At 65.0% G+C, this 14,284-nt stretch carries 14 protein-coding genes; 9 read left to right on the forward strand and 5 right to left on the reverse strand.

The window, feature by feature from the left end:
- Positions 1–45: 45 nt before the first annotated feature.
- A complete protein-coding gene (locus tag ACS92L_RS11415; protein ID WP_438765002.1) occupies positions 46–1,056 on the reverse strand; it encodes a Bug family tripartite tricarboxylate transporter substrate binding protein in 1,011 nt (336 codons plus the stop codon).
- A 258-nt stretch (positions 1,057–1,314) separates the two neighbouring features.
- Between ACS92L_RS11415 and ACS92L_RS11420 the strand changes: the two genes are divergently transcribed.
- The 6 genes from ACS92L_RS11420 (at position 1,315) to ACS92L_RS11445 (ending at position 7,493) form a co-directional block, all read left to right on the forward strand.
- Positions 1,315–2,007: a response regulator gene (locus ACS92L_RS11420; RefSeq protein ID WP_438765004.1), complete on the forward strand. Its 693-nt coding sequence runs from the start codon at positions 1,315–1,317 to the stop codon at positions 2,005–2,007.
- Positions 2,004–3,449 (forward strand): sensor histidine kinase N-terminal domain-containing protein, encoded by a 1,446-nt coding sequence (locus ACS92L_RS11425; RefSeq protein WP_438765005.1) that lies wholly within the window; start codon positions 2,004–2,006, stop codon positions 3,447–3,449. The genes ACS92L_RS11420 and ACS92L_RS11425 overlap by 4 nt, the downstream gene beginning before the upstream one ends.
- Positions 3,450–3,542: 93 nt before the next feature.
- The gene (locus tag ACS92L_RS11430; RefSeq protein ID WP_438765006.1) at positions 3,543–4,586 is read left to right on the forward strand and encodes a LacI family DNA-binding transcriptional regulator; all 1,044 of its coding nucleotides are present in this window, start codon (positions 3,543–3,545) and stop codon (positions 4,584–4,586) included.
- Positions 4,583–5,581 carry a TRAP transporter substrate-binding protein gene (locus tag ACS92L_RS11435; protein ID WP_438765008.1) on the forward strand — a complete coding sequence of 333 codons (999 nt, stop codon included), beginning with the start codon at positions 4,583–4,585 and terminating at the stop codon, positions 5,579–5,581. Before ACS92L_RS11430 ends, ACS92L_RS11435 begins: the two co-directional genes overlap by 4 nt.
- A gap of 11 nt (positions 5,582–5,592) precedes the next feature.
- Complete coding sequence (locus ACS92L_RS11440; RefSeq protein ID WP_438765009.1) at positions 5,593–6,189, forward strand: TRAP transporter small permease; 597 nt, start codon at positions 5,593–5,595, stop codon at positions 6,187–6,189.
- Positions 6,186–7,493 (forward strand): TRAP transporter large permease, encoded by a 1,308-nt coding sequence (locus ACS92L_RS11445; RefSeq protein ID WP_115855191.1) that lies wholly within the window; start codon positions 6,186–6,188, stop codon positions 7,491–7,493. The genes ACS92L_RS11440 and ACS92L_RS11445 overlap by 4 nt, the downstream gene beginning before the upstream one ends.
- 23 nt (positions 7,494–7,516) lie before the next feature.
- Here the strand turns inward: ACS92L_RS11445 and ACS92L_RS11450 are convergent, their stop codons facing one another.
- From ACS92L_RS11450 to ACS92L_RS11460, 3 genes are all read right to left on the reverse strand, one after another.
- The gene (locus ACS92L_RS11450; RefSeq protein ID WP_438765010.1) at positions 7,517–8,722 is read right to left on the reverse strand and encodes an MFS transporter; all 1,206 of its coding nucleotides are present in this window, start codon (positions 8,720–8,722) and stop codon (positions 7,517–7,519) included.
- Between the two features lie 259 nt (positions 8,723–8,981).
- A complete protein-coding gene (locus ACS92L_RS11455) occupies positions 8,982–10,442 on the reverse strand; it encodes an NCS1 family nucleobase:cation symporter-1 (protein ID WP_438765011.1) in 1,461 nt (486 codons plus the stop codon).
- A 71-nt stretch (positions 10,443–10,513) separates the two neighbouring features.
- Complete coding sequence (locus ACS92L_RS11460) at positions 10,514–10,723, reverse strand: hypothetical protein (protein WP_438765012.1); 210 nt, start codon at positions 10,721–10,723, stop codon at positions 10,514–10,516.
- Positions 10,724–10,887: 164 nt separating this feature from the next.
- Between ACS92L_RS11460 and ACS92L_RS11465 the strand changes: the two genes are divergently transcribed.
- From ACS92L_RS11465 to puuE, 3 genes are read left to right on the forward strand one after another with little or no spacing between them, the layout of a single operon-like run.
- The gene (locus ACS92L_RS11465; protein WP_438765013.1) at positions 10,888–11,610 is read left to right on the forward strand and encodes a GntR family transcriptional regulator; all 723 of its coding nucleotides are present in this window, start codon (positions 10,888–10,890) and stop codon (positions 11,608–11,610) included.
- Positions 11,607–12,362: an aspartate/glutamate racemase family protein gene (locus tag ACS92L_RS11470; protein WP_438765015.1), complete on the forward strand. Its 756-nt coding sequence runs from the start codon at positions 11,607–11,609 to the stop codon at positions 12,360–12,362. Before ACS92L_RS11465 ends, ACS92L_RS11470 begins: the two co-directional genes overlap by 4 nt.
- A complete protein-coding gene (gene puuE / locus ACS92L_RS11475; protein ID WP_438765016.1) occupies positions 12,359–13,300 on the forward strand; it encodes an allantoinase PuuE in 942 nt (313 codons plus the stop codon). Before ACS92L_RS11470 ends, puuE begins: the two co-directional genes overlap by 4 nt.
- 40 nt (positions 13,301–13,340) lie before the next feature.
- Here puuE and ACS92L_RS11480 read toward each other — a convergent pair whose 3' ends face one another.
- A complete protein-coding gene (locus ACS92L_RS11480; RefSeq protein ID WP_438765018.1) occupies positions 13,341–14,243 on the reverse strand; it encodes an AEC family transporter in 903 nt (300 codons plus the stop codon).
- Positions 14,244–14,284: the final 41 nt, after the last annotated feature.

Below are 14,284 nucleotides of genomic sequence, written 5' to 3' on the forward strand. Positions count from 1 at the left end.
CAGCAGCGCAGGGGCCCCAAAAGCGCCCCTGCACCGGTATCGAAGTTACTGGATCAGACCGAACTGACCGGCCAGCTCGCGGTACTCACCGACGCGTTTGGTGACGTAGTCGTTGAGCTCATCACCGGTCATGGAGAAGGGGTAGAGTTCACGGCTTTCGCGCAGCTGGGCGAAGTCCTCGGAGGCCAGCAGCTTGTCGAAGGCGTCCTTCCACCAGTTGTAGGCCTCATCGCTGACTTCCGGTCCGACGTAGAAGCCGCGAATGACCGGCCACTGCACGTCGTAGCCCTGCTCGATGGCGGTGGGGATCTCCCCGGTCACGTCACCCGGCAAACGTTCTTCGGAGAACACCGCCAGAATGCGCATGTCGCCGCTTTCAACGTGGGGCACCGAGTCGGCGATATCGGTACTGGCGACCTGGATATGCCCGCCCAGAAGGGAAGTGGCCAGCTCGCCGCCGCCTTCCATCGCGACATAGCGCATCTTCTGCGGATCGATGCCGGCGGCCTTGGCCAGCAGTGCGGTCTGCATCCAGTCCTGACCGCCCACCGAACCACCGGCGCCGATCACGACCTTGCTGGGGTCCTTGCGCAGCGCCTGAACCAGATCATCCAGATTTTTGTAGGGAGAATCCGCCCGCACGGCCACGGCGCCATAGCTGGTGCCCACGGCGGCCAGCCAGCGCACCGCACTTTCATCGAAGCGGCCGAACTTGCCCTGGGAGAGGTTCAACAGCGACCCGCTCGACCAGGCAACGATGGCGTTGGCATCCGACGGCCGCTGGGCGACGACCGTGTTGTAGGCCACTGCGCCGACGCCGCCGGGCATGTAGGTGACACGCATCGGCGAGGAGAGAATGTTTTCCTGCACCAGCGCGCTCTGCGCCAGCTTGCAGGTCAGGTCAAAACCGCCGCCGGGCGCCGCCGGGGCGATACACTCCGGCCGCCGGGGCTCTTCCGCGGCCATGGCCTGAAGACTTGCGCCCAGACTCAGCGTGCCTATCAGAGCCAGCGCTGCCATGCGGCCCTTGCCGGCAATGCGTCGTGTCATTGTCATGTCGGATGTTCCTCACGTCGGCCCGGCGAGCTGCCCGGCGCTGTTATTGTGTGGTCTGCAAGTGTTGTGTGGCCTGCAAAGTCCCGAACGCTGACGGCGTCGCAGCGCGTCATGGTTGCTGCGTTGGTCACCGACTGTTCGCCGTGCATACTGTCCCGGCGGCCCTCACCCGGGGCCGACACGGCACCGATGGGTGCGGGCTTCGCCTGCTGGCACGATAGTCCGGCAGGCTTTCAGCAACCTTTCACGGGAGCGGCAATGCGTACGCTATTGGTCGAAGACCACCCTTCGCTGGCAGACAGTATCCGGCGCTCGCTGGAGGACGCCGGCTGGCGGGTGGACGTCATGCATGACGGGCTCTCGGCGCGCACGGCGCTGGAGACCGAAAGCTACGCCCTGCTGCTTCTGGATATCGGCCTGCCGGAGATGGATGGCTTTACGCTTTTGAGCTGGCTGCGCAAGCGCGACACGCGCCTGCCGGTGATGCTTCTGACCGCCCGCGGCAGCATCAACGACCGGGTGAAGGGGCTCAACCTGGGCGCGGATGACTATCTGATCAAGCCCTTCTCGCTGTCTGAACTTCAGGCACGCATCAACGCCCTGATCCGCCGCACCCGCCACGACGGCCAGCAGATCCATCGCTGCGGCGCACTGGCCTTTGATCTCGGCGCGCGCAGCTTCGCCCTGCAGGACCAGCCGCTGACCCTGCCCCCGCGGGAGCTGGCGCTTTTAGAGGCCCTGATGGCGCGCGTCGGGCGCACGGTCAGCAAGGAGCATCTGGCCGCGCAGATGTTCTCGATGGAAGAGGACAGCTCGTTCGAGGCCATCGAGGTCTATGTCTCACGGCTGCGGCGCAAGCTGGAGGGCAGCGACGTGCGCATCGTCACCTTTCGCGGTCTGGGCTATCAGCTTGAAGCCCAGACCCTTGATGCCCCGGGCCCTGTGGCGTGAAGGCCAGCCTTTCGCCGCGCAGCCTGCGCGGGCGCCTGACCCGGCGCATCGGCGCGGCACTTCTGCTGCTGATCGGCATCGGCGTGGGTGGCGCCTGGCTGGATGCCTGGCGGGTGGCGAGCAGCGCCTACGACCGACCGCTTTTGATCGCCGCCCGGGTGCTGGGCGAGTCGCTGACCGTCCGGGAGGGCCAGCTGCAGGCGAGGATCTCGCGCGCCGTGCTCGACCCGTTTTCGCTCGACAGCGGCGGCAGCGCCTTTTATCAGGTCATCACCCCTGAGCAGGGCTCGATCGCGGGCTTTGATGACCTGCCCGCCCCGCCGGTCTCGAGTGAGATGACCAGCCGCTATCCGTCGCTGGCGCGCTTTTATGACGCCACCTACGGCGGGCGCGATGTGCGCGTGGTCTCCTTGCTGGTGCCGGTCAGCCAGCCGGGCTATCAGGGCATGGTCGAGGTGCGGGTGGCCGAGCATCGCGACATTCATGCTCAGCTGATGCGCGAGCTGCTGGCAGATTCGCTGATGCGCCTGACGCTGTTTGCCATCGGCGCCTTTTTGCTTTTCATGCTGGCCATCGATGCGGCCCTGCGCCCGCTCCGGCGCATCACCGACATGGTGGCCAGCCGCTCGCCGGACAATCTCGAACCGCTGCCGACCGACAACGTCCAGCGCGAGGTGCGCGGGCTGATCGATGCCATCAACCACCTCACCGAGCGCCTGGATGACACCCTGCGCGCCCAGCGCACCTTTGTGGCCGATGCCGCCCACGAGCTTCGAACGCCCCTGTTTGCCCTGCGTGCCCGGCTGGAGCTGGGCACGCAGACGCAGGAGACCGACGCGCTGCGCGAAACACTTGAAAGCGCCCAGCGCGATCTGGAAGCGCTGACGCTTTTGGCCAATCGGCTGCTCTCGCTGGCGCGGGTGGAAAACGATATCCGCCGGCGCGACTTCGCCGTGCTGGATCTAAGCGACACGGCGCGGGATTTCTGCATGAGCATGGTATCGCTGGCCTGGCAGCGCGGCCTGACGCTGGCGCTCGAGGCGCCGCAGCCGGTAAGCGTTCACGCCGACAGCGCCTTGATCAACGAACTGCTGGCGATCCTGATCGGCAACGCCCAGGCCTATACCCCCGCCGGCGGCCACATTACGGTGCGCGTGCTGACCGGGGCCGTCATCGAGGTCGAGGATGACGGCCCCGGTATTCCCGAAGCCGAGCGCGAGCGGGTCTTCGAGCGCTTCTACCGGGCCCGCCGAGAGGCGCCGCCGACCGAGGAGGCCGACCGCGCCATCAGCGGCACCGGCCTGGGCCTGGCGATCGCCCGTCAGATTTGTACAGCGCTGGGCGCGAGCATCTCTCTGCATGAAGCCCCGGACGGCGGCACACTGGCCCGCGTGACGTTTGCCCCCGACGCCGCCCGGCTCGCTCCTGGACCGAGGTCGTAGCACTAAAGCGCAATAGGCGTCGCCCATGATGCAGCGCTAGCCTGTCGGACGTATTTGGATCGATCCAAAACGCTCACTCGGCAGGACACTCCCATGCCCCCATCAGGCAAGCCCGTCACACTCAAGGATCTGGCCGCGCACGCCGGCGTGTCGCGCTCGACCGTCTCGCTGGTGCTTCAGGAGAGCCCGCTGGTGGCCAAAAGTACCCGCGAGCGGGTGATGGCCGCCGTCAGGACGCTGGGCTATGTCTACAACCGCGGCGCCGCCACCCTGCGCAGCGCCCGCACCCATACCATCGGTGTGGTGGTGCACGACATCGCCAACCCCTTTTTCGGCGCCATGGTGGCCGGCATCGACGAGACCCTTCAAAACGCCGACTACGTCTCGTTTCTGGCCAGCACCGGTGACAGCCCCGAGCGCCAGCAGCGCCTGATCAATCGCCTGCGCGAGCAGCGCATCGATGCCCTGCTGCTGTGTCCGGCAGACAACACCCCCGACACGCTGATCGACACCATTACCGGCTGGGCCCTGCCCTGTATCGAGGTGATGCGCCATGTGGGTGACACGCCCCGCGGCCACTACGTCGGCGCCGACATCCATACCGGGCTGACCCGCGCCGTGGCGCATCTCATCGATCGCGGCCATGAGCGCATCGCGCTGTTGACCGGGACCGGCCACAGCTCCGCGGACCGCCAGCGCATCGCAGGCTATCAACAGGCCATGCAGGCGGCCGGGCGCACCCCCGACATCCGCACCGGCCGCAATGAACTGACCCGACGTGCCGGGCTTGAGCGCACGCTCGAGATCATGGCTGAGCTGACCCCGCCCACGGCACTGATCTGTCACAACGACCTGATGGCGCTGGGCGCCCTGCTGGCCCTGCACCGCTTGGGTCTTGCCCCCGGCATCGACTGCGCCGTCATCGGTATCGATGACAGCGACGAGGCCGCACTCAGCGAGCCGTCGCTGAGCAGTCTCGCCACGCATCCCCATGCCATCGGCCAGAAGGCCGCCGGGCTGGCACTCGACTGCCTCAAGGTCCCGGATGGCGCGCCGCAGCGCCTTGTTCTGGACACCTCTCTCCGGGTGCGCGCCAGCACCGACCCCACGCACCACCGTTTACGGGAGCCATCATGATGTCCTGCCGATTCTTTTTTCACCGCCGCACCGCGCTGCTGGCGGCCATCGCCTGTCTGGGGCTGACGGTGCTGGCGTCACAGGCCTGCGCCCGTGAGCTGATATTTGCCCACGGCGCCACCGAGGAGACGGCCTATCACGCCAGCGCCGAGCGCTTCGGCGAGCTTTTAAAGGACAAAAGCGACGGCGCGCTGACCATCAATATCTACAGCAACTCGGTGCTGGGCCACGAAACCGAGATGTTCGAGCAGCAGACCGCCGGGGCGCTGGATTTCTCGATCGTCAATCCCGGGCTGATCTCGGAGTTTTCCCACACCGCCAGCATCTTCTCGATCCCGTTTCTCTACCGCGATATCGACCACTGGGCGCACGTGCTCGACGGCGAGGCCGGCCGCGAGATTGCCCGGCGCATCGAGGACGAAACCGGCGTGAAAGTGCTGGCCTACTACGGCGGCAGTACCCGCCAGATCGTCAGTACCCGGCCGCTGGAAAGCCTTGATGACCTGAAGGGCATGAAGCTTCGCACCAACCCGACCCGCCCGGTCGTGACCGCCTGGGCGGCGCTGGGCACCCGGCCCACGGTACTGGCGTATCAGGAGATCTATACCGGGCTGCAGCTCGGCGCCATCGACGGGCTGCTCAACGAAGCGGAGTGGATTTATCGCATGCGCTTTCACGAAGTGGCATCGCACATCGGACTTTCAGAGCACGACATCACCGTGCGTTTGCTGACAGTCTCGGCGCAGACCTGGGAGTCGCTGTCCCCCGAGGAGCAGCGCGCGGTGCAGGCGGCAGCCAGCGAGAGCGAGCAGTACGCCCGCGATTTGCAGATTCGTCTGGACCGGGAGTCCCGGGAAAAGCTCAAGGCGGAAGGCGCGACGTTCTACCCGATGGACCGCGAGCGCATGCAGGCGATGGTGGCCGAACCGCTGGGTGAGGTGATCGACGACATGGATCTGCGCGATGTTTACAACCTGATCATCCACACCGACTGAGGAGACGCGCCATGGGATTCATCGCGGCCCTGGGCCGATTCAACCGCGCCATAGAGCGAGCGCTCAACGTCGTGCTGTTGCTCTTGCTGGCGGGCTTTATCCTGCTGATTCTCTATCAGATCGCCAGCCGCAATCTGGGCGTTTTGCCCACGGTTCATGCCACCGAGGAGCTCAGCCGCTTCGCCTTTCAATGGATGATCATGCTGGGCACAGCGATCGGGGTGCTGCACGCCGATCACTTCGTGCTGGAAGCCTTTGCCCGCCACACGTGGATGGGCCGGCTGACGCGAGTGCTGCGCGATCTGGCCTGTCTCAGCGTGGGCGTCATCTTCATCGTGTTTGGCCAGGCGTTTGCCGCCTCCGGCTTTAACCGGATCGCCAGCGCCTCCCAGCTGCCGATGGTCGTGACCTATTCGGCGTTTCTGGTCTGCGGCGTGCTGATCGTGCTGTTCAGTCTGCAGCGGCTGCTGCTCGGCGCCACTCAGGGGCTGGACGTCATGGAGGGCGAGCTCGACACCCCCTCGAACATCGACGAGACGGCCCCGCCCACCGCCGACATCGACACCCCACCCACTGCCCGCAACGACCCACAGGAGAAACGTTCATGATGACGGGTGATCTGCTGTTTCTGCTGCCCTGGCTTTTGTTCGTGCTGCTGGGTGTACTGATCGTGCTGGGCGTGCCCATTGCGATGGCGCTGGTGCTGACCTCGTTCAGCGTGATCGTGCTCGACCCGCGTCTGACGCCCTGGATTTTGTTCCAGCGCATGTACTACGGCATGGATTCGTTTGTGCTGCTGGCCGTGCCGCTGTTTCTGCTGGCCGGCAATCTGATGAACGCCGCGCGCATCACCGACCGATTGATCACGCTGTGTCTCAATCTGGTCGGGCACTTCAAGGGGGCGCTGGCGCATGTCAACGTGCTGGTCAGCATGCTCTTTGCCGGCGTCTCGGGCTCCTCGACCGCCGACAGCGCCGGTATCGGGACGGTGCTGATTCCGGCGATGAAAAAGGAGGGCTATCCGGCGCACTTCAGCGTGGCGGTGACGGCCGCCTCGTCCGTCATGGGCATCATCATTCCGCCATCGATCAACATGATCGTCTGGGGCGCACTGACCAGCACCTCGATTGCCGGACTCTTTCTGGGCGGCATCATTCCCGGGATTTTGATCGCCATCACGCAGCTTTTAATGAACCTGGGCTACGTGCGCCGCTACGACGTACCCACCCGCAAGCGCGCCACGTTCAAAGAGATCCTGCATTCCGGCAAGGACGGTCTGCTGGCCGCCGGCATCCCGGTTTTGATCATCGGCGGCATTACGCTGGGCATCATGACGCCGACCGAGGCGGCAGTAATGGCGGTACTCTATGCGCTGTTGCTGGGCTTTGTGGTCTATCGCGAGCTGAACTTCAAAAGCGTGCTGGACGCCTCGACCGATACCGTCCGACTCTGCTCACTGTCGCTGTTCAGCCTGGTGGGCGCGGCGATCTTTGGCTATCTGATCAGTTTTTATCGCATTCCGCCGCAGCTGATGGTGGGTGTGGAGATCACCGACCCGACCGTACTGCTGGTGGTGATTGCAGTGGTCATGCTGCTGGTCGGCACCTTCATGGACTCGCTGCCGGCGATGGCGATTCTGGCGCCCATCTTTCAGCCGCTGGCCGCCCAGGCCGGCATCGACCCGCTACAGTTCGGCGTGATCAGCGTCATGGCGCTCGGCCTTGGGCTGATCACGCCGCCCTACGGGCTGTGTCTGATGATCTCGGCGCGCATCGGCGGCATTCCGCTGTTGCAGGCACTCGGCACCACCATGCTCTATCTGCTGGTCATGCTGGGCGTGATCGCGCTGTTGATCTTCTTCCCCGACCTGATCCTGTATCTGCCGCAGACCTTCGGCCCCGACAGCGGCTGAGCCTGCCCCGGCGCGGGGCCGGGCTACTGCACCGTGGCGGTGTCGGCCTGAGCCTCGCGGTGCGCCCGGTCCTGCACCCGGCCGAGACGATGATTGAGCACCCGCCAGGTGCACAGGGCGGCCACCAGCGCCACCAGCATCACGGCGCTGCCCAGCCAGGGGAGATCTTCCAGCGGCAGCGCGCGCTCCAGCGCCATGCCGCCCAGCCAGGCGCCGAAGGCGTTGCCCAGGTTAAAGGCGCTCTGGTTGAGGGTCGAGGCCAGATTGGGCGCCTCCACCGCCTGATCGACGATCAGAAGCTGCAGAATCGGCACCAGCGCAAACGACACCACGCCCCACAAAAACAGCGTCACCAGTGCGGCCAGCGGCGTATGCACGGTGATACCGAAAATCATCAAAATGGCCGCGGTCATCAGCATCAGTCCGACCACCGGCGGCATCAGTCGCCCCGTGGAGAGCCGGCCGCCGACCACGCTGCCCAGCGTCAGACCGGCGCCGAACAGCAACAGCACCCAGGCCACCCAGCCGGTGGGAATGCCGGTAACCTCGGTGAGCAGAGACTCGATGTAGGAATAGACCGCAAAGAGGCTGCTGGAGGCCAGCACGCTGCACAACAGCGCCATCAGCACGGTTTTGCTCTTGAGGGCGGCAAACTCGCCCAGCACGCGTCCCTCACTGCGCGGCAGATGGCTCGGTACCCACCGCCACAGCGACAGTACCGCAACGATACCGATCAGGGTGACGGCCCAGAAGGTCGAGCGCCAGCCGGCCAGCTGCCCCAGAAAGGTGCCAAAGGGCACGCCCAGCACGTTGGCAAGCGTGAGCCCGGCAAACATCAGCGAGATGGCCTGACCGCGCTTTTCAGGCACCACAAGGCTGGCCGCCGTCACCGCGCCGATGCCGAAAAAGGCGCCGTGGGAGAGCGCCGTAAACACGCGCGCCATCATCAGCGTGGCGTAGCCGGGTGCCAGCGCACAGGCCAGATTACCCACGATAAAGATGCCCATCAGGCCCATCAGGGTCGCCTTGCGCGGCATTTTTGAGGAGATCACGGCCAGTATCGGCCCGCCGATCACCACGCCCATGGCATAGCCGGACACCAGTAGCCCGGCCTGCAGCCGCGTGATATCAAGATCCGCCATGACGGCCGACTGCAGCCCCATGATCACGAATTCGGTGGTGCCAATGCCAAAGGCGGCGATGGCCAGCGCCATCAATGCAAGGGACATGATCCTGCTCCTGCAGATCGTTACACAAGCGTACGGCCCCGACAGCGTGGCGGTCCGGGCCGCACATCATGAATGGATGTGAGTCGGGGCAGCCAAACGGTCGTGACAGCGCGGCCCCGAAGGACGGCGTGCAGTATAGACACCGACTCTTTACGGCTAAAGTCGAATGGGCTTTTGCACCGGCCGTCGAAAAGCCGCCATGAAAAAGGGCACCAGCCATGCGTCATGGCTGATGCCCTTTTAGCGGATCACCAACGTCTCAGGAGCGGGAAGCAGCCGCCTTGCCGGGGGCGCCGCGCCGCCACAGCCCGGACTGCCAGCCGTGGGCGAGTGCGGCCACGCCGCCGCCGAAGAACACGGCAAAGCTGCTGATATCGCCCAGCGGCGCCAGGCTGATCGGCACGCTCACCAGCCCCCCCATGATCAGGGAGCGCAGCGCGACGGGGTTGACCCCGCGCTGATAGTGGTAGGTGCTGCCATCTGCAGAGGAAAACAGCGCGTCCAGATCGATCTTCTGACGGCGTACCTTGTAGAAATCCATCAGGATGATGCCGTAGAGCGGCCCGATCAAACCGGCCAGCACGCCGACCGTGTAGTGGATCAGTTCGGGGTTGTTGAACAGATTCCACGGTGTCAGAAAGATCGAGCCGACCGCGGCGATCATGCCGCCCATGCGCCAGCTGATTTTTTCCGGCGCGACGTGGGAGAAATCAAACGCCGGCGCCACAAAGTTCGCCACGATGTTGATGCCGATAGTGGCGGCCACAAAGGCAAACACGCCCAGCACGGCGGCGGTGACGCTGTCGATGCGGGCCACGGTTTCGATCGGGTCGGTCAGCATTTCACCAAAGACCTGCGGCGTACCGGAGACCACCACCACGGTGATGATGGAAAACACCAAAAAGTTGACCGGCAGCCCCCAGAAGTTGCCGCGACGCACGGCCTTCTCGGTGGCGCAGTAGCGCGAGAAGTCACCAAAATTCAGCGTGGGGCCGGCGAAGTAACCGGCGACCAGTACCGCGGCAACCACCATCTGCCACAGCGCTTCCCCGCCGCTTAAGGTCTGATTCGACAGCGACAGGCTGATGTTGCTCGGGCCGGCACTCCAGACGATCCAGCCGGCAAGGGCAAACATGACCGCATAGACCAGCGGCCCGGCCCAGTCGTTGAAACGCCGGATGGTGTCCATGCCGCGCCAGAACACCAGTGCCTGGAGCACCCACATCAGCGCAAAGCACAGCCAGCCCAGCGCGGACAGTCCCACAAAGCTCACCTGGGTCCAGGACTCGAGCCCCGGGAACCAGCGCAGCAGCACCAGCAGCAGCGCGTTGGAGGCAAGCCAGGTCTGAATGCCGTACCACACCACCGCGATCAGCCCGCGAATGACTGCCGGCACGTTGGCACCTTTCGTGCCAAACGCCATGCGACAGATGACCGGAAAGGGCACGCCGGTGCGCTGGCTGGGCCGCGCCACGGCGTTGGCAAAGATCTGCACCACCAGGATGCCGACCAGCAGCGAAATCAGTACCTGCCAGCCCATCAGCCCCAGGCCGAACAGGCTGGCCGCCAGCACGTAGCCCCCGACGCTGTGAATATCGGCCATCCAGAAGGCAAAAATGTTGTAGGCATTCCAGTCCTGTCTGGCCGGCGCCAGATCCTCGTTATAGAGGTGCGGATCGGGTGCAGCGGGCATCTGCCCCTCGGTCTTGGTGCTGTTCATGAGCGACTCCATGAAGGATCGTTACGCTGCCGCTGGCAGCCCTGCGATGGCCGGATGGCGGATATTGCCTGTCACTTGTTCGTATACAATCCCCGTGCCAGATTGATGCCATCCAGGGTAAAAATTTGTTCTTTGGCCACAAGCTGTTGTTGTATCGGTATTTTTTGGCTGGAATGGTTGTTTTTCAGGCTTTTTTGTTGCGCCAGAGGGCTAAGACCAAGGTCGAAAGGCTGCATCAGGCATGCACCATAAAAGTGCTGAAACGACACGATATGCACCAAAAAAGAGCTCCTTTGGCCGTTATCATGCAGTTACCGGATCTTTTTGATAGCGCCCTTTCCTGTATCACCTGCCCAGGACAGGCGTTTGAAGGCAGTGGCATGGAAAATGCTTGTATACAATCCCGAGGGAGAGCATTCGACAGCAAAAGCATGACAGGAGCCCCATGAACGATACCGGTCAGTTCCACCTGCTGGCAGGTCTTGCCACCGGGCGCGAGACCCGCAGCGATGATGCGATCTATCAGGCGCTGTGGGAGGCCATCGTCGAGCATCGTCTTTCCCCCGGGGCCCGGCTGCCGGAAGACGCGCTGGCCGGCGCCTTCGGCGTGAGTCGCACCATGATTCGTCGCGTGCTGCAGCGTCTGGCGCTGGAGCAGCTGGTGACGCTTCGCGCCCACCGCGGCGCCCAGATCACCAGCCCCACCCCGAGCGAGGCGCGCGACGTTTTCAGGGCGCGGCGCCTGCTTGAAGGGACGCTGCTGGCCGAGGTGGTCACCCGCCTCACGCCGGAAGACCTCGAGGCCCTGTCCACGATTGCCGATCAGGAGCACCACGCCAGCCGTGAACAGGCCATTCGTCTGTCAGCGCGCTTTCACACGCGGCTGATGGCGGTTGCCGGCAACGCATCGCTGTCCGAAGCGCTCTCCCAGCTGATTTCGCGCACCTCTCTGATCATTGCCGTCTACGGGCGCCACCGGGCCGGCTGTCCCTGTGAACACCCGGCCCTGATCGACCTGCTGGCGACGGGCGAGCTCGCCGCCATCCAGCACTGGATGCATCAGCACCTGGCCGACATCGAGGCGAGCCTTGATTTCACCGCCGGCGGCGACGCCCTGCCCGATTTCGAACATCTTTTTGGCCACCACCGCGAACCGAGTGCTTCATGACCTCTCATACCCCGACCATCTGTGTCATCAATCCCAACACCAGCACCGCCATGAGCGAAGGCATCGCTACCAGCGCCCGACGCGTCGCGCGCGGCGAGATCCTTATGCACACCTCGCGCCACGGCCCGGCAAGCCTTGAAGGCCACTTTGACGAGGCCATTGCGGTGCCGGGTCTTTTAGAGCGCATGATCGAGACCGAGCGCGGCGACACGCGCGTCGATGGCTACCTGATCGCCTGCTTCGGCGACCCGGGCCTGGCCGCCGCGCGTGAGGTGGCCTCTGTCCCCGTGATGGGCGTGGCCGAGGCCGGCATGCAGATGGCCACCATGGTGGCGCGGCGTTTCTCGGTGGTCACCACGCTGGCGCGCACTCTGCCGATCGCCGAGCGGTTGCTGCATGAATACGGCAAGCGCGAGCAGTGCGCCGGGCTGCACGCCTGCGAACTGCCGGTCGCGGCGTTTGAATCCGACGATGACAGCGTCTACGACACGCTGCTGGCCGCCTGCCGCGCCGCCATCGAGCTGGATGACAGCGACGCCATCCTGCTGGGCTGCGCCGGCATGAGCGAGCTGGCCGAGCGGCTGGGTGACACGCTGGGCGTGCCGGTCATCGACGGCGTGACCGCCGGCGTGGCGTTGCTGGAAGCGGCCAGTGCCACCGGCTATCCGGTCTCCAAACGAGGGGATCGCGCCGCCCCGCTGGCCAAACCGCTGTACGGCGCCTTTGAACACCTGAGCCGGAGCCTGTCATGAGCCACGATCTTTATCTCGATAACTACCCTCGCGATCTGCGCGGCTATGGCGCCAATCCCCCGGACCCGAAATGGCCGGGCCGGGCCCGGGTCGCGGTGCAGTTCGTGCTCAACTACGAGGAAGGCGGCGAGAACAGCGTGTTGCATGGCGATGCCCACAGCGAGACGTTTCTTTCCGACATCGTCGGCGCCGCCCCCTACCCCGATCGCCACATGAGTCTGGAATCGCTCTACGAGTACGGCTCACGCGCCGGCGTGTGGCGCGTGCTGCGCGAGTTCGAGCGTCGTAACCTGCCGCTGACGGTGTTTGGCGTCACCATGGCGATGGCACGCCACCCGGAAGTGGTCAGCGCCTTCAAGGAGGCGGGTCACGAGATCGCCTGTCACGGTCTGCGCTGGATTCACTATCAGGACATGAGCCTCGAACAGGAGCGCACCATGATGGTGCAGGCGCTCGAACTGCATCGAGAGCTGACCGGCGAGCTGCCGCTGGGCTGGTACACCGGCCGTGACAGCCCCAACACCCGTGCGCTGGTGGGCGAGCAGGAACACTTTCTCTACGACTCGGATTACTACGGCGACGACCTGCCCTTCTGGACGTCGGTCGATAACGCCAATGGCGAGGCGCGCGATCATCTCGTGGTGCCCTACACGCTGGACACCAACGACATGCGCTTCGCCTCGCCGGGCGGGTTCAACTACGGCGACCCGTTTTTCAACTACCTGCGCGACGCCTTTGACGTGCTCTACGAGGAAGGTGCCGAGGCGCCGAAGATGCTCTCGATCGGCCTGCACTGCCGCCTGATCGGCCGGCCCGGACGCTTTCGCGCCCTGCAGCGCTTTCTCGATCACATCGAGGCGCATGACCGGGTGTGGGTCACCCGCCGTGTAGACATCGCCCGCCACTGGCATGAGCATCACGCCCCGGCGCCGCGCTAGGCACCACCCCTGCCCTCCGGCCCGCCGCAATTGCGGCGGGCTAGCCCATCGCCAGCATCCACAGCGGCAGCGTGCCCGCGGCCAGCAGCGTCGAGAGGAAAATGCTCGCCCCCACGGTATGCTGCTCCTCACCGGGTCTGGCAAAGGCCAGCACGTTCACCCCGATCGGCCCGGCAGCCGCCAGCACCAGCACGTGCAGCGCCATCGGTGCCAGCCCCGGCACAAGACTGCCCAGCGCCAGCACCATGATGGGGAAGACGGCCAGCTTGCCAATGCAGACCGCCCAGATGGTGGGCGAGGTGCGCAGCTGATAGCGGGTCAGCCCCACGCCGACCACGATCAGCGCACACGGCAGCGCCGCGCGGGCCAGCCAGTCCAGCACCTGCCACAGCGGCTGCGGCAGTTCGATCCCCGTGACGTTGATCACCACGCCCATCAAAAGCCCTACCACCAGCGGGTTGGCCAGCGTTTTTAAAAGGCTCAGCACGCTGGGTCGCTGCTCGCGGCCCTGGCCGAGCGCGGCATACAGCGACTGGGTCGAAAAAAGAATCAGGCTGTGAACTGCCAGCAGCGCAAAGAGATAGACCAGCCCGTCGTGGCCGAACAGCGCCGTGACCAGCGGAATGCCGATCAGAACGTTATTGGAGTAGCTGGCCGCCAGACCGATGGCGGAGGCCTCGCCCGTGCGCCGGCGAACATAGAGATTGAACCCGGCAAACAGCAAAAGCGCCGGGATGAAGTAGACCACCAGCAAAAGCGGCGACAGGGCATCGCCCAGCGGCGCACGCGCGATGCCGGTGAGCAGCAGACAGGGTAGAAACAGGCGGAAGGTCACCCAGGAGAGCCCGCCGGCGCTGGCCGGCGTCAGCCACTGCCGCCAGCCCAGCACGTAGCCGACCACGATCAGCGTGAAGATGGGCAGTATCGCGAGTATGGCGGCCATGGGCGCTCCTGTGAGTCATGTTCCCATGGCGCCAGTGTGGA

Origin of the sequence: Kushneria halocnemicola (assembly GCF_965650455.1) — a bacterium.
GTDB lineage: Bacteria > Pseudomonadota > Gammaproteobacteria > Pseudomonadales > Halomonadaceae > Kushneria.

Bases quoted from the DNA above. Each gene is read 5' to 3' on its own strand.
- ACS92L_RS11470 (WP_438765015.1), top strand. From the start codon at position 11,607: ATGACCTCTCATACCCCGACCATCTGTGTCATCAATCCCAACACCAGC.
- ACS92L_RS11435 (WP_438765008.1), top strand. From the start codon at position 4,583: ATGATGTCCTGCCGATTCTTTTTTCACCGCCGCACCGCGCTGCTGGCG.
- ACS92L_RS11480 (WP_438765018.1), bottom strand. From the start codon at position 14,243: ATGGCCGCCATACTCGCGATACTGCCCATCTTCACGCTGATCGTGGTC.
- ACS92L_RS11465 (WP_438765013.1), top strand. From the start codon at position 10,888: ATGAACGATACCGGTCAGTTCCACCTGCTGGCAGGTCTTGCCACCGGG.
- ACS92L_RS11420 (WP_438765004.1), top strand. From the start codon at position 1,315: ATGCGTACGCTATTGGTCGAAGACCACCCTTCGCTGGCAGACAGTATC.
- ACS92L_RS11445 (WP_115855191.1), top strand. From the start codon at position 6,186: ATGATGACGGGTGATCTGCTGTTTCTGCTGCCCTGGCTTTTGTTCGTG.
- ACS92L_RS11415 (WP_438765002.1), bottom strand. From the start codon at position 1,056: ATGACAATGACACGACGCATTGCCGGCAAGGGCCGCATGGCAGCGCTG.
- ACS92L_RS11440 (WP_438765009.1), top strand. From the start codon at position 5,593: ATGGGATTCATCGCGGCCCTGGGCCGATTCAACCGCGCCATAGAGCGA.
- ACS92L_RS11430 (WP_438765006.1), top strand. From the start codon at position 3,543: ATGCCCCCATCAGGCAAGCCCGTCACACTCAAGGATCTGGCCGCGCAC.
- ACS92L_RS11450 (WP_438765010.1), bottom strand. From the start codon at position 8,722: ATGTCCCTTGCATTGATGGCGCTGGCCATCGCCGCCTTTGGCATTGGC.
- ACS92L_RS11455 (WP_438765011.1), bottom strand. From the start codon at position 10,442: ATGAACAGCACCAAGACCGAGGGGCAGATGCCCGCTGCACCCGATCCG.
- puuE (WP_438765016.1), top strand. From the start codon at position 12,359: ATGAGCCACGATCTTTATCTCGATAACTACCCTCGCGATCTGCGCGGC.